Source organism: Paenibacillus sp. MER 180 (genome assembly GCF_023713665.1).
In the GTDB taxonomy this organism is placed as follows: domain Bacteria; phylum Bacillota; class Bacilli; order Paenibacillales; family Paenibacillaceae; genus Paenibacillus_B; species Paenibacillus_B suaedae.
Map to the genome: position 1 here is coordinate 168,226 of NZ_JAMAVT010000002.1, position 22,789 is coordinate 191,014.

At 46.7% G+C, this 22,789-nt stretch carries 17 protein-coding genes and 3 CRISPR repeat arrays (1 of these 20 cut by a window edge); of the genes, 15 read left to right on the forward strand and 2 right to left on the reverse strand.

Annotation, left to right across the window (positions count from 1 at the left end; genetic code table 11):
* Positions 1-131: 131 nt before the first annotated feature.
* The 5 genes from pxpB to M3661_RS03430 all read left to right on the forward strand — a co-directional run bounded on the left by pxpB (position 132) and on the right by M3661_RS03430 (position 5,828).
* The gene (gene pxpB, locus M3661_RS03410; protein WP_251482365.1) at positions 132-827 is read left to right on the forward strand and encodes a 5-oxoprolinase subunit PxpB; all 696 of its coding nucleotides are present in this window, start codon (positions 132-134) and stop codon (positions 825-827) included.
* The gene (locus M3661_RS03415) at positions 812-1,789 is read left to right on the forward strand and encodes a 5-oxoprolinase subunit C family protein (RefSeq protein ID WP_285852758.1); all 978 of its coding nucleotides are present in this window, start codon (positions 812-814) and stop codon (positions 1,787-1,789) included. The genes pxpB and M3661_RS03415 overlap by 16 nt, the downstream gene beginning before the upstream one ends.
* Before the next feature lie 13 nt (positions 1,790-1,802).
* Positions 1,803-2,567, forward strand: a complete 765-nt coding sequence (locus tag M3661_RS03420; RefSeq protein WP_251482368.1) for a LamB/YcsF family protein — start codon at positions 1,803-1,805, stop codon at positions 2,565-2,567.
* A 350-nt stretch (positions 2,568-2,917) separates the two neighbouring features.
* A CRISPR array of direct repeats spans positions 2,918-3,354; the repeat unit is 32 nt; unit sequence GTCGCATCCTACGCGGATGCGTGGATTGAAAT.
* 406 nt (positions 3,355-3,760) lie between these two features.
* The gene (pckA, locus tag M3661_RS03425) at positions 3,761-5,383 is read left to right on the forward strand and encodes a phosphoenolpyruvate carboxykinase (ATP) (RefSeq protein ID WP_285852759.1); all 1,623 of its coding nucleotides are present in this window, start codon (positions 3,761-3,763) and stop codon (positions 5,381-5,383) included.
* A 292-nt stretch (positions 5,384-5,675) separates the two neighbouring features.
* Positions 5,676-5,828 carry a hypothetical protein gene (locus M3661_RS03430; RefSeq protein ID WP_251482376.1) on the forward strand — a complete coding sequence of 51 codons (153 nt, stop codon included), beginning with the start codon at positions 5,676-5,678 and terminating at the stop codon, positions 5,826-5,828.
* A gap of 372 nt (positions 5,829-6,200) precedes the next feature.
* Positions 6,201-7,293: direct repeats of the CRISPR family, unit length 32 nt; unit sequence GTCGCATCCTACGCGGATGCGTGGATTGAAAT.
* A gap of 534 nt (positions 7,294-7,827) precedes the next feature.
* Here the strand turns inward: M3661_RS03430 and M3661_RS03435 are convergent.
* Together M3661_RS03435 and M3661_RS03440 are read right to left on the reverse strand one after the other, a co-directional pair.
* The gene (locus tag M3661_RS03435) at positions 7,828-8,001 is read right to left on the reverse strand and encodes an aspartyl-phosphate phosphatase Spo0E family protein (protein ID WP_083189656.1); all 174 of its coding nucleotides are present in this window, start codon (positions 7,999-8,001) and stop codon (positions 7,828-7,830) included.
* 560 nt (positions 8,002-8,561) lie between these two features.
* Positions 8,562-9,839 (reverse strand): helix-turn-helix domain-containing protein, encoded by a 1,278-nt coding sequence (locus tag M3661_RS03440; protein WP_251482378.1) that lies wholly within the window; start codon positions 9,837-9,839, stop codon positions 8,562-8,564.
* A 515-nt stretch (positions 9,840-10,354) separates the two neighbouring features.
* Here M3661_RS03440 and M3661_RS03445 point away from each other — a divergent pair.
* From M3661_RS03445 to cas2, 10 genes are all read left to right on the forward strand, one after another.
* Entirely contained in the window at positions 10,355-11,845 is a 1,491-nt protein-coding gene (locus M3661_RS03445) for a phage baseplate assembly protein V (protein ID WP_251482381.1), read from the forward strand.
* Positions 11,846-11,867: 22 nt separating this feature from the next.
* Positions 11,868-12,416 (forward strand): hypothetical protein, encoded by a 549-nt coding sequence (locus tag M3661_RS03450; protein ID WP_251482383.1) that lies wholly within the window; start codon positions 11,868-11,870, stop codon positions 12,414-12,416.
* Between the two features lie 602 nt (positions 12,417-13,018).
* Positions 13,019-14,197: an IS110 family RNA-guided transposase gene (locus tag M3661_RS03455; RefSeq protein ID WP_251482387.1), complete on the forward strand. Its 1,179-nt coding sequence runs from the start codon at positions 13,019-13,021 to the stop codon at positions 14,195-14,197.
* A gap of 265 nt (positions 14,198-14,462) precedes the next feature.
* Positions 14,463-16,910 carry a CRISPR-associated helicase Cas3' gene (cas3, locus tag M3661_RS03460; RefSeq protein ID WP_251482391.1) on the forward strand — a complete coding sequence of 816 codons (2,448 nt, stop codon included), beginning with the start codon at positions 14,463-14,465 and terminating at the stop codon, positions 16,908-16,910.
* Positions 16,911-16,934: 24 nt separating this feature from the next.
* Entirely contained in the window at positions 16,935-17,654 is a 720-nt protein-coding gene (gene cas5c / locus M3661_RS03465) for a type I-C CRISPR-associated protein Cas5c (RefSeq protein ID WP_065294233.1), read from the forward strand.
* A complete protein-coding gene (gene cas8c, locus M3661_RS03470; RefSeq protein ID WP_065294234.1) occupies positions 17,651-19,606 on the forward strand; it encodes a type I-C CRISPR-associated protein Cas8c/Csd1 in 1,956 nt (651 codons plus the stop codon). The genes cas5c and cas8c overlap by 4 nt, the downstream gene beginning before the upstream one ends.
* On the forward strand, positions 19,603-20,463 hold the full coding sequence (cas7c, locus tag M3661_RS03475; RefSeq protein ID WP_065294235.1) for a type I-C CRISPR-associated protein Cas7/Csd2: 861 nt from the start codon (positions 19,603-19,605) through the stop codon (positions 20,461-20,463). The genes cas8c and cas7c overlap by 4 nt, the downstream gene beginning before the upstream one ends.
* A complete protein-coding gene (cas4, locus tag M3661_RS03480; RefSeq protein ID WP_251482395.1) occupies positions 20,453-21,124 on the forward strand; it encodes a CRISPR-associated protein Cas4 in 672 nt (223 codons plus the stop codon). Before cas7c ends, cas4 begins: the two co-directional genes overlap by 11 nt.
* Positions 21,108-22,139 (forward strand): type I-C CRISPR-associated endonuclease Cas1c, encoded by a 1,032-nt coding sequence (gene cas1c, locus M3661_RS03485; RefSeq protein ID WP_251482400.1) that lies wholly within the window; start codon positions 21,108-21,110, stop codon positions 22,137-22,139. The genes cas4 and cas1c overlap by 17 nt, the downstream gene beginning before the upstream one ends.
* 11 nt (positions 22,140-22,150) lie before the next feature.
* Positions 22,151-22,441: a CRISPR-associated endonuclease Cas2 gene (gene cas2, locus M3661_RS03490; protein ID WP_251482730.1), complete on the forward strand. Its 291-nt coding sequence runs from the start codon at positions 22,151-22,153 to the stop codon at positions 22,439-22,441.
* A 177-nt stretch (positions 22,442-22,618) separates the two neighbouring features.
* Positions 22,619-22,789: direct repeats of the CRISPR family, unit length 32 nt; unit sequence GTCGCATCCTACGCGGATGCGTGGATTGAAAT; it runs 794 nt beyond the window's last position.

A 22,789-nucleotide genomic window follows, 5' to 3' on the forward strand; every position in this document is an offset into this window, starting at 1 on the left:
AGAAATTATGGGGGTATACATCTTATCAAATAACGTTAACGCCTATCACTTCGCACAATACGTACCCGGCATGGATAGAGGAATCGAAATCATGCTATCATGAACTCAACAATATCGTAAGGGGGAGCTGCATGAGATATTTTCCGCTCGGAGATACGGCGGTTGTCGTGGAATTTGGTACCCTCATCGGGCAGGCTGCACATGAGCAGGTTCGGTTGTTGTCACTCTACCTTGACGAACATCCGCTGCAAGGGATGATTGAATACGTCCCTTCTTATACGACTGTAACCGTATTTTATAATCCGGGTCAGTTGCGGTATGATGAGGCACAAGCGCGGCTGGAAATTTCTGTTGCTCAATCGTTACATATGAAGCTTGAATGCAATATTCGAACTGTCGATATACCGGTATGCTATGGTGGGAACTTCGGTCCTGATTTGAATGAAGTCGCCGCGATTAACCAGCTGTCACCGGATGAGGTTGTTCACATTCATAGCAGCGGGGAATATATAGTCTATTTGCTTGGGTTTGCGCCAGGATTTCCGTTTCTAGGAGGAATGTCGAAGCGGATTGCCGCACCGAGGCGTTCCACTCCACGGCTTGCGATTCCATCAGGTACAGTAGGGATTGCCGGCATGCAAACGGGAGTGTATCCAATCGTCACGCCCGGCGGCTGGCAGTTGATCGGTCGGACACCCGTGCCGTTATTTCGTCCGGATATGAATCCTCCAACCTTGCTAAGAGCAGGGGATAGAATACGCTTTTTGCCTATTACAGAAGAGGAATACACGAAATGGGAGGAGCGCGGGTCATGTGTATCCGGGTAAAATCGGCGGGCATGCTGACAACGGTTCAGGATCTTGGCCGCTTTGGGTTGCAAAAGTATGGTGTACTAACAAGTGGCGCAATGGATGCGGTCGCACTCAGGCTGGCGAACTTGCTGGCAGGCAATGAAGAGGGCGCAGCAGCTTTAGAGATTACGTTGCTTGGGCCGCAGCTTATATTTGAAAAGGGTGCCGTAATCGCTCTAGCGGGGGGCAACTTGTCTCCTAGCATTGATGGAATGAGCATTCCGCTATGGCGTCCCGTGTATGTTCCTGCAGGAAGCACATTACAATTCGGGAGAACTGTATCGGGCTGCAGAACCTATCTGGCAATAAGCGGCGGGATATCCGTTCCGGAAGCGATGGGTAGTCGCAGCACTTATTTACGGGCAGGAATAGGTGGATTGCATGGTCGAGCGCTTGAAGCTGGAGATGTACTGGAGATGGGAGAAGCTGCTGAACCGTTCAAGTTATGTTCTCTTGAAACGATTGTCATGCCATGGGGGGCCAGCTTTGCGATTCGTCCTGCTTACAAAGAAAATCCGGTGCTTCGCGTCGTCCGTGGTCCTGAATTCGATACATTCAGTGAAGAAAGCAAGCATCGATTATGGACGGAGCCATTCCGCGTCACGACGCAGTCGGACAGAATGGGCTACCGGCTCGCAGATGTGCCGTTGACAGTGGCAGAACCTGTTGACATGATCTCGTCTGCCGTTAGCACAGGCACGATTCAAGTGCCGCCGGAAGGCAATCCAATCGTGTTGTTGGCGGATCGACAAACGGTCGGTGGATATCCGCGAATCGCTCATGTAATTAGTGTGGATTTGCCGCTCATCGCCCAAATGAGACCGGGCGGGTATATTCGATTTGCAGAGGTTACACAAGAAGAAGCACAGGATTTGTATGTGAAGCGGGAACAAGCGATTGCCCAATTCCGGCAGGGACTATCCCTGCGGATTCGTTAGGAGGGAAAGTACTATGCATCAAATCGATATAAACTGTGATATGGGAGAGAGCTTTGGCGCATATCGGCTCGGCTCGGATGAAGCAATTTTGCCGTTCGTAACATCCGTGAGTATTGCTTGTGGTTTCCATGCTGGCGATCCATCCGTCATGAAGCGGACTGTAGTAGCAGCACTTGAGCGTGGGACAGCAATTGGGGCTCATCCCGGACTACCAGATCTAGCTGGATTCGGACGGCGCAACCTCGACATCACTCCTGAGGAAGCCTATGATATGGTCGTCTATCAGGTGGGGGCGCTATACGGATTTGTCACAGCGGCTGGCGGCAAGATGCAGCATGTGAAGCCGCATGGCGCCTTGTACAACATGGCTGCAAGCAACTACGCGCTGGCTGAGGCGATTGCCCGAGCTGTCCGTGATATGAATCCAGAGCTGGTGTTATTCGGACTATCGGGAAGTGAGCTGGTAAAGGCGGGTCAAGCCGTTGGACTTCGTTGTGCGCACGAAGTATTCACAGACCGGACGTATCAAGCGAATGGTTCATTGACGCCGCGTCGGGAGTCCAATGCGCTGATCACGGATACTGAAGAAGCAGTACAGCAGGTCATTCGCATGGTAAAAGAAGGGGTTGTCCATGCTGTCCAGGGTGTTGATGTGGCGATTCAAGCCGATACGGTATGCATTCATGGTGATGGCACACATGCACTTGCCTTTGCCCAAAGCTTGCGGCAACGGTTGAGTGATGAAGGAATTGCAGTAAGAGCCGTTTTAGCGAGGTAGGAGTTGATCCTATTATAGGACTTAGAGAGTTAACGTTATCTTCGGCTCGTTGTGAATTGATTTTTATATCGAATCTATATTATCTTGTAAGTAATCGATGAACAACGGATTGTATCTGAAGATGCATGCTTATGTTCTACTATTGATACAAAATAATCGGTTCATTTTCTGGTGCGAATGTATAGTGCACATGAATTTCCCGGGGGATTCGCACCAAATAAATGTCAAAATATGTACATTGTTGAATGTTAGTAGGTAAGGGTTTATCATTATGTGAATGGAAACGTCGTTTTTATGGAACTTTCGATCATTTTTATATGTAAATTTGATTTTGTTGATCGAAATTCGCTGTCGCATCCTACGCGGATGCGTGGATTGAAATAAGGATTACGTGAAACTGGCAGCAAGTGAGCACGGTCGCATCCTACGCGGATGCGTGGATTGAAATTCCATTTTAAGGCACACAACTCACCCACTCGCATTGTCGCATCCTACGCGGATGCGTGGATTGAAATATGGAATTCAATATATGTGACTTGTTTAAGGAAATTGTCGCATCCTACGCGGATGCGTGGATTGAAATGTCCTTTGAATTCATTATACGACATTCGGACTAAAGTCGCATCCTACGCGGATGCGTGGATTGAAATTTGCACAAAGCGAAGAACACATTGAAGAAGCATTAGTCGCATCCTACGCGGATGCGTGGATTGAAATAACGAAGCCTTGAATTCCGTTGCTCAGTTAAACAACGAGTCGCATCCTACGTGGATGTGTGGATTGAAATACAGGGGAGGGGAGTAACAACCGGAAGTATAGGTAATGTAAGCATGGTATTTGAACTTCTTGCCAGGGATATTCGAAATGGTACGTTTTTATGTGCCTAATCTCCATGATGTGATTCGCTTACATCAATTGCTGGGGCTATGCGAAGCGCGGCCATCACAGGTAGCAAGCAGAAAAAATCCTAAAACGGGTAGAAAGGTGTTATGCTTCATCCCTTACAGAGGGAGTCCATCTCTTAGGAAAGCGTGGGCACCTTTTTTATATTCTATTGTGAAAACATTTTCAAAATGACGTAATAAATAATTGGATTCACCCAATTCGCTTTTATATATTGCGTATTATTTATTTATAGTATACATTAAATGAAAAAGGATAAAATATACATTTTTTTATTTGTTGGAGACGAGATGAAACAAAAACTCGGTAACAGTGGAATAGGGAGGATAACCGTGATCGCGAAAAATAAGGAAAGCACTCAATTGGCTGGTCTGTATGTAGACGAAGCTCAGAGGAACCTGGCGGTTGCCAAGCTGGTGGAGTCCGCTCTCTGCAACGGAGAAGGTCATCTGACTTCGACTGGCGCTTTGCAAGTCACAACGGGCAAATATACGGGACGTTCCCCGAAGGATAAGTTCATCGTCAGAGAGTCGGACACAGCAGACCATGTCGCTTGGGGCGAGGTGAATCAGGCAATCACCTCTGAGCAATTCGACTCGTTGTATAACAAAACGATCAACTATATGAAGAACCGCAAGCTCTTTGTATTCGACGGTTATGCAGGGGCAGACTTGGCTTATCGTTTGCCTGTCCGCTTTATTAATGAATACGCGTGGCAAAATTTATTCGTCCAGCAATTGTTTATACGTCCAACAACGAATGAGTTGTTAACCCATGAACCTGAATTTACCGTGATTGCAATGCCTGGCATGAAGGCGGATCCGGCTGTCGACGGGACGAATTCCGAGACGTTCATTGCCATTTCCTTCGAGAGAAAGACTGTACTCATCGGGGGTACCCATTACGCGGGCGAGATAAAGAAGTCGATTTTCAGCGTGTTAAACTATTTACTTCCCTTCCGTGGCGTCATGCCGATGCACTGCTCGGCGAATGTCGGGGAGGATGGAGACACGGCATTGTTTTTTGGATTATCGGGAACAGGGAAGACGACTTTGTCGGCTGATCCGGATCGCGGCTTAGTCGGCGATGATGAGCATGGCTGGTCCGATGCGGGCGTGTTTAATTTCGAGGGCGGATGCTATGCCAAATGCATCGGGCTGTCGCAGGAGAAAGAGCCGCAAATCTGGAATGCGATCCGGTTCGGCTCTGTCCTGGAAAACGTGTGGATTAATACCGTAACCGGCGAGGCAGACTACCATAGTAATACATTGACGGAGAACACGCGGGCCGCTTATCCGGTTGATTATATTCATAACTCGATCATTCCCGGTACCGCAGGCCATCCGAATGTCATTATCTTTTTGACCGCTGATGCCTTTGGCGTGCTGCCTCCAGTATCCAAGCTGACGAAGGAGCAGGCGATGTATCACTTCCTGTCCGGTTATACATCCAAAATGGTAGGTACGGAACGCGGCGTAGTCGAACCAGAAGCGACATTCTCGGCATGCTTTGGAGCTCCATTCCTCCCCTTGAGACCGGATGTATACGCAGAAATGCTCGGCGACAAAATCACGAAATACGGTGTGAAGGTTTATTTGGTCAATACAGGATGGAGCGGCGGTCCTTATGGGATTGGTGAGCGGATGAATCTGTCGTACACAAGAGCGATGGTCAAGGCGATTATGAATGGAAGTATCGAGAAGGCAGCCTTCACTTCTCATCCTGTATTCGGCATGCTTATCCCTGATGCAGTACCATTCATTCCCCATGAACTGCTTGATCCGAGGAACATGTGGGCGGATAAATCGGCTTATGATCGTAAGGCGAAGCAACTGGCGGAGATCTTTGCTCGCAATTTCGAAAAATTCAGTGATGTAGTGGAATCTATCAAGCTTGCCGGCCCGCGTCTGTAGTTGCCGTGAGAAGGGGCTGCTTCTACGTATTGCTCAACGTAGAGGCAGCTCTGATTCATTTTGGGCGTAAAGACGCATAGAAGGGAAGTCATAGGAATAAGGACGGCGACAAATCTCGAATTATGTTTATTGGCCTGAAAAATGACACCCTTTACGACGGTGAATCGTGCATCACAGTAAACCCGATCTTGCAGATTTGGAGGCGCAACATGGGCCACTGCTGAGGAACCTACGATATCGTTGTCTATCAGGTCGGGGCACTACACGGATTCGTCAAGGCAGTGGGGCAAAAATGCAGCATGCAAAGCCGCATGGCGATTTGTACTCAAATGGTTACAAGGGACTACCTACATTGGCAGAGGTGTTTGCCCGCGCAGTCTATGATATTAATCCGGTCATTGGTGTTGTTTGGTACGATTCAAGCGATCCCGTATGCATTCAGTAGGATCTATTTTAGTGTTCCGTGTAGTAAATTATTGGAAAAAACGAATCTATCATCTCTTGTTCATATTTGAAGTTGATTTTTGTGTTTAGTATGCATTATCGTATAAGTGAAATACGGTAAAATAATGCAATCTACATGTTTTTTGTTAATTTCCTGATGTTGATATGAACATAATCTGTTCATTCACCGGCGGTGCGAATGTATAGTGCACATGAATTTCCCGGAGGATTCGCACCAGAATAATTACAATATATGTAATTCAAGGTGTTGGTAGTTAAGAGATTATCATTTTGTGATTGGAAAAAATCGTTTTTTTATGAATTTATCGATCATTTTGGTGTGGAGTTTTGATTTTGTTGATCAAAATTCGCTGTCGCATCCTACGCGGATGCGTGGATTGAAATAAATTCACATTGCAGCATACTCATAGATGTTTAAGTCGCATCCTACGCGGATGCGTGGATTGAAATATAGTCGAGCGTTTCATCGATATCGTCATCTTTGTCGCATCCTACGCGGATGCGTGGATTGAAATACGCAGACCTTGCGATATGTGACGCGGCAACTCCTGGTCGCATCCTACGCGGATGCGTGGATTGAAATCGCTCAGGGAAACGATACGATGCCCTTCGGAAAGAGAGTCGCATCCTACGCGGATGCGTGGATTGAAATCATCAAAATAAAATACTTTCCCTGATTCGTGAAGTCGCATCCTACGCGGATGCGTGGATTGAAATATAGTTAATAGCCGTAAATTTGGGTACGATATCGTCGCATCCTACGCGGATGCGTGGATTGAAATACTTAGCGTACCTGACACTCTGGCAGTTGCCTAGTCGCATCCTACGCGGATGCGTGGATTGAAATCATGATCCACCTCCGGTATTTGGTATTCGTCATTGTCGCATCCTACGCGGATGCGTGGATTGAAATTATTACTATCTGCCGTTGTGTTATACGGATGAGGTCGCATCCTACGCGGATGCGTGGATTGAAATACGCCGCCAAGCGTCTCGGTGACAGTGATCAAGCGTCGCATCCTACGCGGATGCGTGGATTGAAATTCAGTAAAAATAGACTCACTCTTATTAGGGATGAGGTCGCATCCTACGCGGATGCGTGGATTGAAATGTCCAACGTCTGTCCGTTATCTGCGCTGCCGTAAGTCGCATCCTACGCGGATGCGTGGATTGAAATCTCCAATCCGCATACATGGCCAGCACACCGTCAGCGTCGCATCCTACGCGGATGCGTGGATTGAAATCTTACGATCTGCAAACTAGACTCGATAATGTCATAGTCGCATCCTACGCGGATGCGTGGATTGAAATCTTACGATCTGCAAACTAGACTCGATAATGTCATAGTCGCATTCTACGCAGATGCGTGGATTGAAATGAAACTGCCGCAGGTACACATCACGCGTTCGATAAGTCGCATCCTACGCGGATGCGTGGTTTGGAATAAACAATAAAAAGAGTGCCTAGTTGGAGACTGCTGCAAAAGTCGTATGTTTAGAAAAACTGATGATTTAGGGGAGACAAATATGTCTCCTTAAACACGAAACGAGCCTTAGAAGCGATTCTAGAGGCTCGTTTTCTCTGATGACTAAGTTTTTTATGAAGAAAGTGGACTTTTGCAGGGATCTCTAGTTGGCACTCTTTCCAGTTCAGATACGTAACAATTGAACATATGATGCAGGAAGAAACAGAATGGGCTGTCCTACAAGTAGAGGACCACTTGTAGGCTGAGCCCATTTTTTTATGGTCATGTTATTGGAAGTCGTGCAATTTCTATAACCAGGATTCTTCTCTTGAAAATCAAATCAATGGAACACTATTCTACGTGGAGTAGTTACGATGATGTAAGGCATCAAATGAAATGATGCCGGAAATGACGAATTTTAAAATATTGTGCTTCCGTCTGCGGTAAGTTGCTGCTAACTTTTTTTAGCGAAGAATGCGGATTGGTTGGAAAAAATAGAATCTAAACCCTGCCACTATCTAGATCCTTTTATGTGTTCCTTTTGAAGCTCCAGTATATAAATATCTAGTTGTTGACTAATCTGGACTACTTCGTGATCGCTAAGATTTCGTCCCTTTTTGTTTACGAGGCAGGATAGTTTTTGCTTGAGTCCATTGATTTTACTTAGTAGATCATCACCGTATACAATAGTCTGTCACCTCACTTTAGTTCTTAAAATGGGGCGCCCTTTCTTTACTATTAGTATACAATGAGTCGAATGGATCCTATTAAAAGGAATTAATGGGAAACTTTTAAAAATGAAAAGAGTACCAGCTTGGTACTCTTACCATGGAGTATTCCGCCATTATTACCAAACAATGAAGACATCATAGCTTCCCCGATAATGACAGCGCTCAGAAAAGCAATGTATGCTTTTGGAGCGAAACGTCTCACTTTAATCCCTGCCAATCGGTTCGTTTGTAGTACTCCGACAGTTTTTTCATGGTTGGTATGGTCATCGTAATATCCTGAGCCAAATGATTTTGCATAATTTGGCGAATACACGGTCATTCTTAACGAAGCGTCGTCCGCTTTTAAAAAAATGAAACGCACCTTCGATGAAGTCAGATACGTCTTTATCGAGTTTAGCAACTCTCATATGTTACCAAGGATGAATTCCGTCTCCACTGAGTGCTAATATAGAAATTGCAGCTTCCCCGATAATGACAGCGCTCAGAAGACCGATATATAGTTTTGTCACGAAACGCTTCACTGTAATCCCTCCCAATCGGTTCGTTTGTAGTACTCCGACAGTTTTTCCATGGTTGGTATGGTCATCGAAATATTTTGCGTTAAATGACTTTGCATGATTAGGTGAATGCACTGTTTTTCCCGACGAACATCGTCCACTCTTGAAAAGTGAAACGCGCCTTCGAGAAACTCAATTACACCTTTGTCGAACTCATCTACAGCGATGAAATACTCCGCTCGATGGTAATAATATTCAGCCAGTTGTGAAATCATGATGGGATTATTGTCGCTGATCTGCTGTAGGTTAATTGGGTAAGAAAGAAAATTTTCAATTTCATCTAGTCTGTGTTCCTTTAAATAAAGAATCATTAAGTGATTCAAAGCCTGTAAGGCTATATTTTGATCACACGTTTTTAACAAAGATGTAAACTGGTCTACAGCTCTGTCAATCATACCCTTCTTGGCATCAAGCATTGCGTTCATCAGTTGGGTATTTTCTTTGATGTAAGGAGCATCATGCTGTGAATAAAGGTGAGTGTAATATTCGGACTTATCATATTCCCCAATGCGAAAGTATGCCCCCCGCAATATACCGAGAGCATATATGTAGTACTCATTGTCTGAACTTGCTTCCTCAATAATAGGAAGGAGAAGATCAATGCTCTGTGGGTACAAAAATAAATTATACGCATGAATTCCTAGCTTGTAATAGAGCATGATGCGGTCTTCCAAACTTAAAAAATGTGCGTACATCACGATATGCTTACCACTGTCGTATACATCTCGCATCCGGGAAAAGTCATCACGTTCAATAAGGTATACCTGGAGTAAGCCTCTTGCTAGAAACGGCATCATGCCGTGATCACGGGAGTAATCAACGATTAATTGATACAAGGCTAATCGAATTTCCTTACGTTCCACGCTGGCTGTGAAGCCATATAGGCGTTCGACTAAGGAGTGACTATCGTCGCTGTGCGATTCCAGAAATTTGGCTCCTACTTTTCGTGCAAGCTCGGCAGAGCCTGAATACTGGATGACATCCTGCAACACAAGCAGCAGAATATCTGCTCTTCTATCAATGGCAATATACAGTTCGACAACAGCATCCAATGGTATGTCTAACGCTTCGACAAGCGGGCGGAGTGTCGAATATTCCGGTCTTTTGACATCTTCGTTCTCAATTTTGGAGATTGTGCCTTTTTGGATCCCGGATGATTCCGATAATTGTGCCTGAGTCATACCGCTATTGCGCCTGTAGCTCTGTATTAATTCGCCGATGGACAATATCTGTTCCATCCCATAAGCACCTACTCTCATCCTTAGTTATTATTTCCTATATTTTACCATGTGGTTTATCAAATGGGAATGTCCTACTTCAAAAAACATTTCGTGTTAATCTCCTATAATTCAACAATATTTTACAAATAGCGATTCAGATGTCATGAACGATTCAAAGTAAAACGGCTGATATTTGGTAGACGTTGCTTATAAGCGAGTTGTTCTTACAGAGGTGGATCAATGTGCATTCCTGACGGCAATGTACGGGCATCTTCTCCGTGGAGAAGAAGGATAGCTATGTCGAGTTGACGCTAGCGGGTACCCTCTGTCGAACGGTATCAGGTGGAGCCGTCCTGGTATTAATCACGGTTCATGAACTTATCTTCAAACTTATCATTTTTAGTAGCAGAATTATGAAATTAATCTTTTCCCTATTAAATAAGTACCAGATAATACCGACTAGATCTATTATGCCAAATATAGGTAATTCAGGGGGCTATGATAATCTTCGTAGCGCGTTGGAGGGATTCAGCATGCAAGACAAGGTGATGACGTTCGGTGATATCTATGTGGCGCCGTTTGAGTTTACGAATTTGCAATCGTTGAAGGTTGTCAAGCAGTTCAATGAGCATGTTCACCTGAAGATAACGGGCATCATTCCCGAGGAAAAGAAGGACAGCTATGCAGAGTTAACAGATGGACACGGTCAGATGCGAGTATCACTTAACAATGAGTCAGGTGAGCCGAAATATTGGTTCCGGGGTGTTGTTACTCAAGTAAGCATCAAGTCTGTGCGCGGCATTTATTACTTGACGGCACATGCCGTATCCCATAGCTATCTGCTCGATATAGAGAAGAAGAAGCGTTCGTTCCAGAATCCGTACATGTCGTACGCGGGGCTCGTTCGTTCGGTATTGTCTGATTATGCGGGCTTGGACTTTATCCATTGTGCTTCCAAGGACGAGGTACTGGGTACGCTTGCGATGCAGTATGAGGAGACGGATTGGCAGTTTCTAAAGCGAATGGCTTCGCGATTCTATACGGGCTTGATGCCGGCTGCGGCGTTCGATACGCCGAAGCTATTTTTCGGTTTGCCGGATAATCAGTCCAAGGGGGAGCTGAAGGCTGTCAACTATACGGTGCAGAAGCGGTCGGCAGCGTACAAGCAGGCTGTCGAACACCGTATTCCTGGCATAAGAGAGCAAGATTATGTGGTGTATGAGGTGCAGTCTGAACGGGTGCTGGATGTAGGCGATGAAGTTGTCTTTAAGTCACGAACGTTCGTCGTAGGCGAAGCGGTAACCGAATGGCAGAGCGGTCTGCTGATGCATACGTATGCGCTGTATCCACGAGCTGGATTGAAGCAGAGACGGCTGTACAATCAAGCGATTATTGGAGCTTCGATTCAAGGCCGTGTATTGCAGGTGCGCAAGGATCAGGTGCGAGCGAAGCTCGATATGGACGACCAGCAGGATGAGAGTACGGCGTATTGGTTCCCTTATTCAACTATCTATGCGTCAGAGAACAATACAGGCTGGTATGTGATGCCAGAGGTGAACGATCAGATACGCATTTATTTTCCGAGCAAAAAAGAAGAGGAAGGCATCGCGATTAGCTCCGTTGTAAAACAAAAGCCAGAAGCAAGACCTGCACCTGTAGTCACCAGCAATGGCAGTGCTGGGCGAGGGACGAGCATGCAAGCTGGTGGTTTTGCGAAAGCACCGGATCGCATGGTCGACCCTGCTATTAAGACATTGCGCACGAAGTACGGCAAGGAGATTATGTTGGCTCCCGACAAGATCGTCTTCTCCTCAGGAGGGATGTCGATTACGATCAGTGATGACAGCGGCATTGATATTGTGAGCGATCAGAATGTGAATATTACGGCTGGCGGTGGAGATATACAGTTGTCGTCCCGCAATCTTCGCATCCAGGCGGATAAGGTGGAGCTGACAGGCAACGGGAATACGATCACGATGGAAGATAAGGTAGAGTTGAAGGGTGCAGAAGTGAAAATGAACTAAAGGGCTAAAGGAGCGAATACGTGTGGATAAGGAAGAGGCGCGTCAGCATCTGTACGAGCATGTACTGCAGCCTGCGCTGGAAGAGCAGGTGTCAGTGGTTGCGCGCTTGTTCCACGACCAGCAGGAACGGCTGGTTGCAGAGTGGATTGAATCGTTCCGAGGCATGTGCATGCAAATTGCACAGATGCAGAGGCGCGGGGAGAAGGCTCCTATCGGATTCATTCATTATTCGGTGCTGCGTACATCTGTGCTGGAGGGGACATGTACGTATCAGATAGAGGCCTACTCAGATGATTGGTATTGGGATCCTGCTGAATGCTTTGCACGTTACGATGCTAGATGGGCGCTGCAAGGGCTGACTGCGCTGATCGAACTGTTGTATGAGCGCCGCAAGATGTACATGGGGATGCTTCATGCGGCGGACGTGGAGCGGATGGTGCTGCAGCATATCGGGGCTTTCAGCCAGTTCGTGACGGCGCTTGCGCGCGATAGGCTGCGCGGGAAGTCCGGTCTTCGCGAGGTCGCATCCTTTACGGATGCGTGGATTGAAATACAGCTACGACAATCCTAGTATTACCGAAATCATGACCGTCGCATCCTTTACGGATGCGTGGATTGAAATCGCTTGGTTCGCCTTTGCTTGGGCACCCGCGGGCGCTTGTCGCATCCTTTGCGGATGCGTGGATTGAAATTTCGGTGGTCCTCGTGCATGGGGGAACCGCACAGTCGCATCCTATGCGGATGCGTGGATTAAAATGCATCCAGGATGTCAACGCGCATCGATCGGGTGAAGTCGCATCCTACGCGGATGTCGTGTAGGTTGAGTAGGCGGTGGAGTGGCGAGTCATATCCGATATGGGAACATGAATCGAATACCTAAATTACCTGCACAGGACATCAATGGAACTAATGCTGGTTCGGTAGATGTCCTTTCGTATTATTAGGTCAGCCAGAGGTTTCTGGTTGGCCTATTTTTATAGGCATCTTATGATGGTGGTAGCCGGGAGAACGTGGGCGTCTTAGGGACACAGATCCCGTCAAAAAAACTGTTCTCTCACTACCGTCCAATGACCATGTTTGAGCTGGTAGAGGCTGTTGACCTCGCATCACAAGCGAAGCTATGGGTTTGGAAGCCATGTGGGAATGCCGGCAAATCGAATCAAGGAGGTTATTATGCAGCCAGTAATAGGAATAGACGTGGCAAAAGGGATTAGCGTCATACAGGCCTTTATCGATCGCAATGAACCCTACGGGAAGATGGAGAACCTTCAGCATGGGGAGAAAGGCTTTGAACAGCTAGGGGAATTGTTAGAAACGCTCAAACAGGCAAGTGGCGTCGATCCCGTTGTTGTTCTAGAGGGAACCGGACATTACCATCGAAGTCTGACAGGATATCTTAAACGCAGTGGATGGACTCATTACATTGTCAATCCCCTACAAGCGAAACGATCGAAAAGTATACAGCTTCGCAAGGTGAAAACAGATGCAGCGGATGCATGGCATTTGGCTGAGATGTATTACCGAGGGGATGTTAAAGCGCACCGTGAGTGGGAAGAAACCTATACCGAGCTTCAACACTTGACGAGGCAACATGAGTTCGTAACTGCGATGTATGTGCAGGCCAAGTTAAACAGCAGAGCTTTGCTTGAACAGGTGTTTCCGGACTTTATTGGGCTATTTCATAATTTGTATGCGACAACATCATTGAAAGTGCTAGAGCGATGTTTGAAGAGCAAGACTGAAGATGTGGAAACCCTCATCCGTGAATGTGTAGGTAAATCCCATTCCAAAGGATGGATTGCAGAGAAAACGGAACGGCTGAGGGAAGTCATACTGGGCTGGAGTACACAAGCCAGAAGTCAATCCCAGAGCGTAGCGTTGACCAGCATGGTCTCACTGTTATTGGAATTCGACAAACAGTTAAGTCATTTGGAAAAGCAGATAGAAGAACTGAGTTTAGAGTTACCCGAAGTGGAATTGGTCAAGAGCGTCCCAGGAATTGGGGACAAGCTGGCGGCTGCCATCGTGGCGGAACTCGGGGATGCAAGCCAATTCAAGGATGCAAAGCAACTCGTTGCGTATGCAGGACTAGATCCGGGGATCTACAGTTCAGGAAAGTTTACAGGGACAAGCAACCGGATCACGAAACGAGGCTCTAAGAGACTTCGCCGAGCGCTGTATCTAGCTGTGCAGTGTGGAATTCGCAGAGGTGCAAACCACAGGATAAGTGATTACTATGAGAAGAAAAGGAAAGAGGGCAAGCCTTATAAGGTGGTTGTGATCGCCTGCGCCAACAAGCTTCTCCATCACATTTACGCCATCCTTTATAAAAACGAGCCCTACCAAACTTAATCCCATATTTATCCATAACTTTCACGCCAATGAAGGTTATTTGTGTTACAAATAAAAGTATATCAGTAAGTATTAGACGACTTCAAGCCGCAATACTTGACAAACATTAGCTGGTTTTTTTGTTCACTATTTGTCGTTTACTATGTACAAACAATATGGTAAATTGTAGATAATTGTGGGGTTCTGTAGAAATAGGTCAAAAGTATTGCTTTTGTTGTCTTTGTTCATATCATGAAATTCATGACACACAATGAGGGGCGTTGATATGAATTCGATTGCTCATATTCGTGAAAGTGACCAACAGGTACAGACAGTCGAGGCGCACTTGTTAGAGGTAAGGGCATTAGCGGAAGGTTACGGGACGAAGCTGGGTGTCTCCCATGTGACCGGATTAGCAGGTATGCTCCACGATATGGGAAAATATTCACAAGAATTTCGCGAGTATATTATAGCGGCTGTAAGTGGTTCTAATGTGCCAGTTAAGAGAGGCAGCGTTGACCATTCGACAGCAGGAGGCAAGCTTTTATACGAGTTTTTTCATATGGCCAATATCACGAAATATAAAGGCCTGTTAGCTGAAGTTGTCGGCAACGCCATCATTTCGCACCACTCTTATTTGCATGACTATCTCAATCAGGAGTTGGAGTCTCCTTATTTAAGACGCGTTAGGGATAAGCATTTGGAAGAATATGAGGTAAGCAAACACTCCTTCTTCACGCACGTCATAAGCGAGCGGGAATTTCATCAATATGTAGATCGGGCTGCGGCAGAACTGGAGCAATTTATGGCGCAAAATACGACTGGCAGCTCTGAACGGAAGCTCATGTTCCTCACGAAGTTCGTGTTCAGTGCATTGATTGATGCAGACCGGACGAACACCAGATGTTTTGAAGCAAATGTGTGCGAAGAGCCAACAGTGAATGTGTCGAACCTGTTCGAACACTATTATGCGAAATTACTGGAAAAGGTATGTTCGTTTGCAGAGCATGATGATGCCAATACGTCTATTAATAGGCTCAGAAGTGAGATGTCAGCGCAATGTGAGCAATTTGCTGCGAAACCGTCTGGAATCTATACCTTGTCGATACCAACCGGAGGCGGCAAAACGTTAGCAAGCTTGCGATACGCTTTGAAGCATGCCACGACTTTTCATAAACAACACATTATCTATGTTGTTCCTTATACTACAATTATTGAACAGAATGCCGCCACGGTTCGCAGTATTTTAGAGGACGAGTTGAATATATTGGAACATCATTCTAACGTAGTTGAACATGAACACGATGATGATGAAGAACTGGACGGCTTCGCCATGACACAGCAGCAGAAAGCCAAGCTGGCCAAGGATAACTGGGATGTTCCTATTATTTTTACGACGATGGTGCAATTCCTTAATGTGTTCTTTGCTAACGGGAGCCGTAATATTCGGAGACTTCATAATTTGTGTGAAGCGGTTATTATATTCGATGAGGTGCAGAAGGTTCCAACACCTTGCATTTCGTTGTTCAATCAGGCACTAAACTTCCTTAAGCACTATGGTCAATCCAGCATCGTTCTCTGTACGGCAACGCAGCCAGCACTGGACTTCGTGGAGCAGAAGCTCGATATTAATCCAGACGGCGAAATGATAGGCAACATTGATCATGTCATTGAAGCATTCAAGCGAGTCGAGATTGTAGATCAAGCGACGGGGGAGACGTTTAATACCGATAAGCTGGCCGACTTTGTGCAAGCTACAATCGAAGATATTGGCAGTGTTCTTATTATTTTGAATACGAAGTCTGTGGTCAAACACTTGTATCGGCAATTGATGACACGATCCATGGAAGAGCAAGGCGAGGCTATTCCCGTCTATCATTTGAGCACTTCGATGTGTGCAGCGCATAGGTTCCATATTTTGCAGAAAGTGAAGGAGCATCTGGAGCGAGAGGAAAAAGTCATTTGCATTAGCACACAGCTAATTGAAGCGGGGGTTGATGTCAGCTTCGGTTGTGTCATACGTTCTCTGGCCGGATTGGACTCGATTGCGCAAGCGGCAGGACGCTGCAACCGGCATGGAGAGGATGGGATTCGGAAGGTTTATATTATAGATCATGCGGAAGAGAATTTGGACAAGCTGATGGAAATCAGGGTTGGCAAAGAAGCGGCGAAGAAGATGCTCATCGACATGAAGCGTGATTCGTCGGCTCATGGTGGTGACATATTGTCACGTCGGGCGATGGAGTGGTATTTCCAAGAGTACTATTCGGAATTCAAATTGAATTTGAACTATCCTATTCCGAAGCTGAGAAAGAACATGACGGAGTTGTTGTACGGAGAACGGGGCGGAGAAGATACGTATTTTCAAGCCTACTGTCAAGCGAATAATGCCAAACCGCCGCTATTTATCGCGAACAGCTATGGCACGGCTGCGAAGCATTTTCAGGTCATAGATAGTCATACGACATCCGTCATTGTCCCTTATGGTGAAGGCAAAGACGTTATTGCCGACCTGAACGGAGCTGCCACCATTGATGATCTCACACTGTTGCTGCGGAAAGCGCAGCAATTCACGGTTAATCTCTATAAGCATGAGCTCCAACAACTAGATCGCAGTGGCGGGCTGGATAGCTGTCTGGATGGGAGCGTTCTCGTGCTGAAAGAAGGCGCTTACAGTGAAGATTATGGAGTGGATCTTGAAAATGAAAGTGAAATGGGATTATTGTCCTTTTGATACCTATAGAAAGGAGGCGGCGTGATGAGGAACAGCATCGAGTTCGAGGTATATGGGAACTATGCTCTGTTCACCGATCCACTAACGAAGCTGGGCGGAGAAAAGCTATCTTACCAGGTGCCTACCTATCAAGCTTTGAAGGGAATTGTAGAATCAATCTATTGGAAGCCGACCTTGCTGTTTATCGTGGATGCAGTACGCGTCATGAATCCGATACGCATGGAATCTAAGGGGGTTCGGCCCATTGACTACGGTGGGGGCAACACACTGGCTAACTATACTTACTTAAAAGATGTGCGATACCAATGTAGAGCACATTTTATTTTTAACCCGCACAGACCAGATCTGGAATACGACCGCAATGAGCACAAGCATCACAATATACTGAAGCGTTCCCTGCAAGCAGGTGGGCGCCGGGACATCTTTCTCGGGTCAAGAGAGTGCCAAGGTTATGTGGAACCTTGTGTGTTCGGGGAAGGTGAGAGCTTCTACGATAACTATGGCGATATCCATCTGGGAACGATGGTACATGGCATTAACTACCCGGATGAGACCGGCAGAAGGCAGATGGAGACGCGCCTGTGGAATCCGGTTATGCGGAACGGGATGATTGAGTTTATTGCGCCGGAGCAATGTACCCAAGTACGCGCTGTTGCGGATATGGAGCCTAAGCAGTTCACGGGCGATCATATGGAATCTGTTGATGATCTGTTTGCCCAAATGGAAGCGGGTGAAGCAAGATGAGCTGGTTGCTGCAATTATATAAAACGTATGAAGCGAATCTGGATCGGGTTGGCGTCATCGAGAAAAAGTACAACGAGCAAGAATATACGCTGCTGCCGATTTCGCATACGACGCAGACGGCACATATCGAAGTAAATGTAACGGAAGACGGCGAATTTCATTCTGCAACCTTCGTTGATAAGAGCGATGGCAGTACGTTAATACCTTGCACGGAAGCTTCGTCGAGCCGGGCGGGCTCCAAGGTGGCACCGTATCCGCTGCACGATAAAATCAGCTATGTGGCTGGAGACTATACGGCCTATGGCGGGCCAGTAAAGAAGGAAGATCCGTTCACCGCTTATATCGAGCAATTAGGAGACTGGGCGTCATCTCCCTATGCCCATGCCAAAGTGAAGAGCATATATGCGTATGTGAGCAAAGGACGGTTGATACAGGACCTGGTGGAGGACAAGAAGCTGGTACTGGATGCCAATAACCATCTGATCGGAAAATGGGACAAAAAATATGTCTCTATGTACAGCGAGAAACCGCAGATTTTTGCTGTACTGACCGGGGAACAAGATAGTGCTTTCATTCGTTTTAACGTCTACTCGTCGAGCAAGCATTTGGAAAAGGTCTGGGATGATCCGGAGATGTACGAATCGTTCGTGCAGTATTACAACCAGAGGCTTGGAGCCGAGAAGCTCTGCTATGTAACAGGCAACATGCTGCCCGGTACAGACAAGCATGCGAATAAGATCCGCAACGCGGCAGATAAAGCCAAGCTCATCTCGGCGAATGATACGAGCGGCTTCACCTTCAGAGGACGGTTCAGTCATAGTGATGAAGTGGCAAGCATCAGCTACGAAGTATCGCAGAAAGCCCATAATGCATTAAAGTGGCTTATTCAGCGGCAAGGCAAGATTATTGATCAGCGCGTTTTTCTCGTATGGGCGAACGATGCGCTTTATGTCCCGGCCCCGGAAGACGACACGTTCTCACTTGATCCTTCCCCGTTCGTCGTACAGCAAAAATCCTACACGAATCGAGAGTTGGCACAAGAAGTGGCTAAGGCGTTGGATGGCTATCGCAATAAGCTCGCCTCTTCTTCTGAATCCCATGTAAATCTGCTTGTTCTCGACTCGGCGACAACAGGGCGAATGGCCGTGCTCTACTATCGGATGATGGACAAGCAGCAATACTTCGACCGTTTGTTGAAATGGCACACGACCTGTGTATGGCTGCACCGTTATCGCAAGGACGAAAATGGAGATTTTGTACAGTTTTACGGTGCGCCGTCTACGAAGGATATTGCATTTGCAGCTTATGGCTCCAAGGCGAACGAGAAGATCGTGAAGGGATTAATGGAGCGCATGCTGCCTTCTATCGTGGATGAAAGAGAGATTCCGTCTGACATTGTCAATAGTGCGATCCGCCGCGCTTCCAACCCGATCTCGATGGAAAAATGGGAATGGGAAAAGACGTTAAGCATCGCTTGCGCCTTGGTCAATAAAGATTCGCTGAATAAAAAGGAGGGATACGAGGTGGCATTGGATAAGGAAAATATGGATCGAAGCTATCTGTTCGGGCGGTTGCTGGCGGTTGCTGATGTGTTGGAGCGTCGGGTGTTGGACGAAGAAGCACGCCGATCCGGCAAATCAGGGTCAAGTCATGTGCGTGCCAGTAATGCGGTTCGGTATATGAATTCATTTGCACAGCATCCAGAACGAACATGGAGAACCATTCAAGCCAGCTTGCAGCCGTACCAAGCGAGATTAGGGTCGAAAGGCTATTATTTATCTGGAATCATCGACGAGATTGCATCTGCATTTCATCCTGATGACTTTAATAACAAGCCATTATCAGGAAAGTATCTGTTAGGTTTCTATAGTCAAAGACATGAGCTCTATCAAAAAAAAGAGAATAAAGAAAGCCCAATCCAACAATCCAATGAAGAGGAGCTGGAATCATGACAGTTTTGGATCATAAAGTTGACTTTGCGGTTGTATTTTCGGTAACGAAGGCAAATCCCAATGGCGACCCGCTGAACGGGAATCGTCCGCGTCAGAACTATGACGGACATGGCGAAATATCGGATGTGGCCTTGAAGCGTAAAATAAGAAATCGATTGCAAGACAACGGCGAGTCTATTTTCGTCCAATCCAATGATCGCAACACGGATTCGTTCAAGAGCTTGAGAGAACGTGCCGAAGCAAATGAGACGCTAGCTAAAATTATGAAAGCAAAAGACGGATCAAGTGAGGAGTTCGCCAAGTTAGCTTGTGAGGAATGGATTGATGTCCGGAGCTTTGGCCAAGTGTTCGCTTTCAAAGGGGGAGCGGATAAAGGTGTCTCGGTTGGCGTGCGCGGGCCGGTATCGATCCATACGGCAACGAGCGTAGAGCCGATTGATATTACGAGTATGCAAATTACGAAAAGCGTAAATTCTGAACCGGGCAAAGAGAAAGGTTCGGACACGATGGGGATGAAGCACCGCGTTGACTTTGGCGTGTATGTCTGCTACGGCAGCATTAACACCCAATTAGCAGAGAAGACGGGATTTTCGAATGACGATGCGGAGAAGATCAAGCAGGCACTCGTGACATTGTTTGAAAATGACGCATCTTCTGCCAGACCAGACGGCAGTATGGAAGTAGTGAAATTGTTCTGGTGGGAGCATCATTCGAAGCTTGGTCAGTATTCTTCAGCCAAAGTACACCGTTCCTTGAAGGTTAGCAAAAACAAGGAGGAACCTAAATCCATAGAGGATTATACAATTGCCTGGGATGAGTTGGAAGGATTGAAGGTAGAGGTTATTGATGGCCTGTAAGGATGAGGACGACTTTTTACTTCTGTCTGGCATTCAGCACTTTCAATTTTGCAAGCGGCAATGGGCACTCATTCATGTAGAGCAGCAGTGGGAGGAGAATGTAAGAACAATCGAAGGGCAGCATCTCCATCGCCATGCCGATCAGCCGTTTACGAGAGAAAAGCGTGGCGATAAGCTTGTCGTTCGTGCGATGTCTGTGAAATCGCATGAACTGATGTTCACCGGAGTGTGCGATGTTGTAGAGTTCCTCCGCGATGAGCGTGGGATACCTATCAACGGAGCGGATGGCACATATTTGGCATATCCGGTCGAATACAAGCGCGGCAAGCCGAAGAAGGATGAATCGGATGTGCTGCAATTGGCGGCGCAAGCGATCTGTCTGGAAGAGATGCTGCTGTGTGATGTACAGACTGGATACCTTTTTTATCAAGAGCTGAAGCATCGGATTGAAGTGCCGCTTACGGATGATGTGAAGCAGAAGGTACGGAAGATCGCCGCAGAGATGCATGATTATTATAAGCGCAAGATTACGCCGAAAGTGAAGACAGGAGCATTTTGCAAAAGCTGTTCGCTTCATTCGATATGTTTGCCCGCACTGATGAATAAACGGACGGTCAAAAGCTATATTGAGGGGAAGATCAAGGATGAGGCGTCTTCTTAATACGTTGTATATAAATCAGCCCGACGTTTATTTGTCGTTGGACGGTGATAATATCGTACTGCTGAAGGAGCAGCAGAAGCTGGGCAGACTGCCGCTGCATAATCTGGAAGCAATCGTATCCTTTGGATATACGGGGGCCAGTCCGGCGTTAATGGGATATTGTGCGGATCGGAATATTTCGATTACCTTTTTGACGCTGAGCGGAAGGTTTCTAGCTAGGGTCATCGGGCAGAGCAAAGGTAACGTTGTGCTAAGGAAAAAGCAATATGCGATATCCGAGGATGAAGCTTGGTCAGCGAAAATTGCCCGCAACTTTATCGTAGCTAAGATATACAATCATAAATGGATGGTTGAACGAATGACCCGGGATTATCCGCTGCGGGTGGATGTGGCACAATTCAAAGCGGTGTCGGAGCAGCTATCCGCCCTTATGCTTGAAGTCAGGGCATGTGAGGATTTAGAGCGGTTGAGAGGCTTGGAAGGTCAAGCTGCTGTAAGCTACAATAGAGTGTTCGGTCACATGATCTTGCAGCAGCCGGATGATTTTTATTTTCACACACGTTCGCGCAGACCGCCGCTCGATAACGTCAATGCGATGCTGTCGCTAGCCTATACCTTACTGGCTCATGATATGGCAGCCGCCTTGGAAGCAGTCGGGCTTGATGCCTATGTCGGCTTTCTGCATCGTGACCGGCCGGGACGAGTGTCTCTGGCGTTGGATGTGATGGAAGAACTGCGGGGCGTCTATGCGGACAAGTTTGTTCTCAGCTTGATCAACAAGCGTATTGTGAATAAAGATGATTTTTTCAAGAAGGAAAATGGCGCCGTCCTGATGACGGATGAGGCGCGAAAGAAGTTTTTGGATGCGTGGCAGAAGAAAAAACAAGAGAAGATTAGCCATCCTTTTCTCGGGGAAGACATAAACTGGGGATTGGTCCCGCATGCCCAAGCTTTGTTGCTAGCTCGCTATTTGCGCGGTGATCTGGATGAATACCCTCCATTTTTGTGGAAGTAGGTGTTATGGGATTGTTGGTGTTAATTACGTATGATGTCAGCACCACTAGTAGTGACGGACAGAGACGGTTGCGCAAGGTGTCGAAGATGTGCCAAAATTATGGTCAGCGTGTGCAGCATTCGGTGTTCGAATGCAATGTGGATGCCGCTCAATTCGCCGCTCTCAAGATCCAGCTTGCAGATATAATTGATCAGAAGGCAGACAGCCTTCGATTCTATCAGTTAGGCAATAACTATAAGAACAAGGTGGAGCATATCGGTGTGAAGGAATCGATCGATTTGGACGGGTCATTAATTTTCTAGTGCGAATGTGAAGTGCACATGATTTCCCTGGGACATTCGCACCTGATTTTTGCCATTTTTATTCCAGTTCCATGATATTGATGTATGGTTGTCAGTTGTTTTTTTTCAATAATCGCGAAATTTGACTAATTCAATCATTGTATCCAGTTATTTTGATTGCTTTGGTCAAAAATCGCTGTCGCATCCTACGCGGATGCGTGGATTGAAATAATAGAGACATCCTTCTCCCTGGACAATGAACGGTCGCATCCTACGCGGATGCGTGGATTGAAATACTACGTTGCCGTTCGGCACGCCAATCCTCATTCAGTCGCATCCTACGCGGATGCGTGGATTGAAATCCGTATA

Excerpts from the sequence above, each read along its gene's own strand:
- pxpB (WP_251482365.1), top strand. The coding sequence starts at position 132 with ATGAGATATTTTCCGCTCGGAGATACGGCGGTTGTCGTGGAATTTGGT.
- M3661_RS03430 (WP_251482376.1), top strand. The coding sequence starts at position 5,676 with ATGCAGCATGCAAAGCCGCATGGCGATTTGTACTCAAATGGTTACAAG.
- M3661_RS03415 (WP_285852758.1), top strand. The coding sequence starts at position 812 with ATGTGTATCCGGGTAAAATCGGCGGGCATGCTGACAACGGTTCAGGAT.
- cas7c (WP_065294235.1), top strand. The coding sequence starts at position 19,603 with ATGACAGTTTTGGATCATAAAGTTGACTTTGCGGTTGTATTTTCGGTA.
- pckA (WP_285852759.1), top strand. The coding sequence starts at position 3,761 with ATGAAACAAAAACTCGGTAACAGTGGAATAGGGAGGATAACCGTGATC.
- M3661_RS03445 (WP_251482381.1), top strand. The coding sequence starts at position 10,355 with ATGCAAGACAAGGTGATGACGTTCGGTGATATCTATGTGGCGCCGTTT.
- cas3 (WP_251482391.1), top strand. The coding sequence starts at position 14,463 with ATGAATTCGATTGCTCATATTCGTGAAAGTGACCAACAGGTACAGACA.
- M3661_RS03420 (WP_251482368.1), top strand. The coding sequence starts at position 1,803 with ATGCATCAAATCGATATAAACTGTGATATGGGAGAGAGCTTTGGCGCA.
- cas4 (WP_251482395.1), top strand. The coding sequence starts at position 20,453 with ATGGCCTGTAAGGATGAGGACGACTTTTTACTTCTGTCTGGCATTCAG.
- M3661_RS03440 (WP_251482378.1), bottom strand. The coding sequence starts at position 9,839 with ATGGAACAGATATTGTCCATCGGCGAATTAATACAGAGCTACAGGCGC.
- cas1c (WP_251482400.1), top strand. The coding sequence starts at position 21,108 with ATGAGGCGTCTTCTTAATACGTTGTATATAAATCAGCCCGACGTTTAT.
- cas8c (WP_065294234.1), top strand. The coding sequence starts at position 17,651 with ATGAGCTGGTTGCTGCAATTATATAAAACGTATGAAGCGAATCTGGAT.
- M3661_RS03455 (WP_251482387.1), top strand. The coding sequence starts at position 13,019 with ATGCAGCCAGTAATAGGAATAGACGTGGCAAAAGGGATTAGCGTCATA.
- cas5c (WP_065294233.1), top strand. The coding sequence starts at position 16,935 with ATGAGGAACAGCATCGAGTTCGAGGTATATGGGAACTATGCTCTGTTC.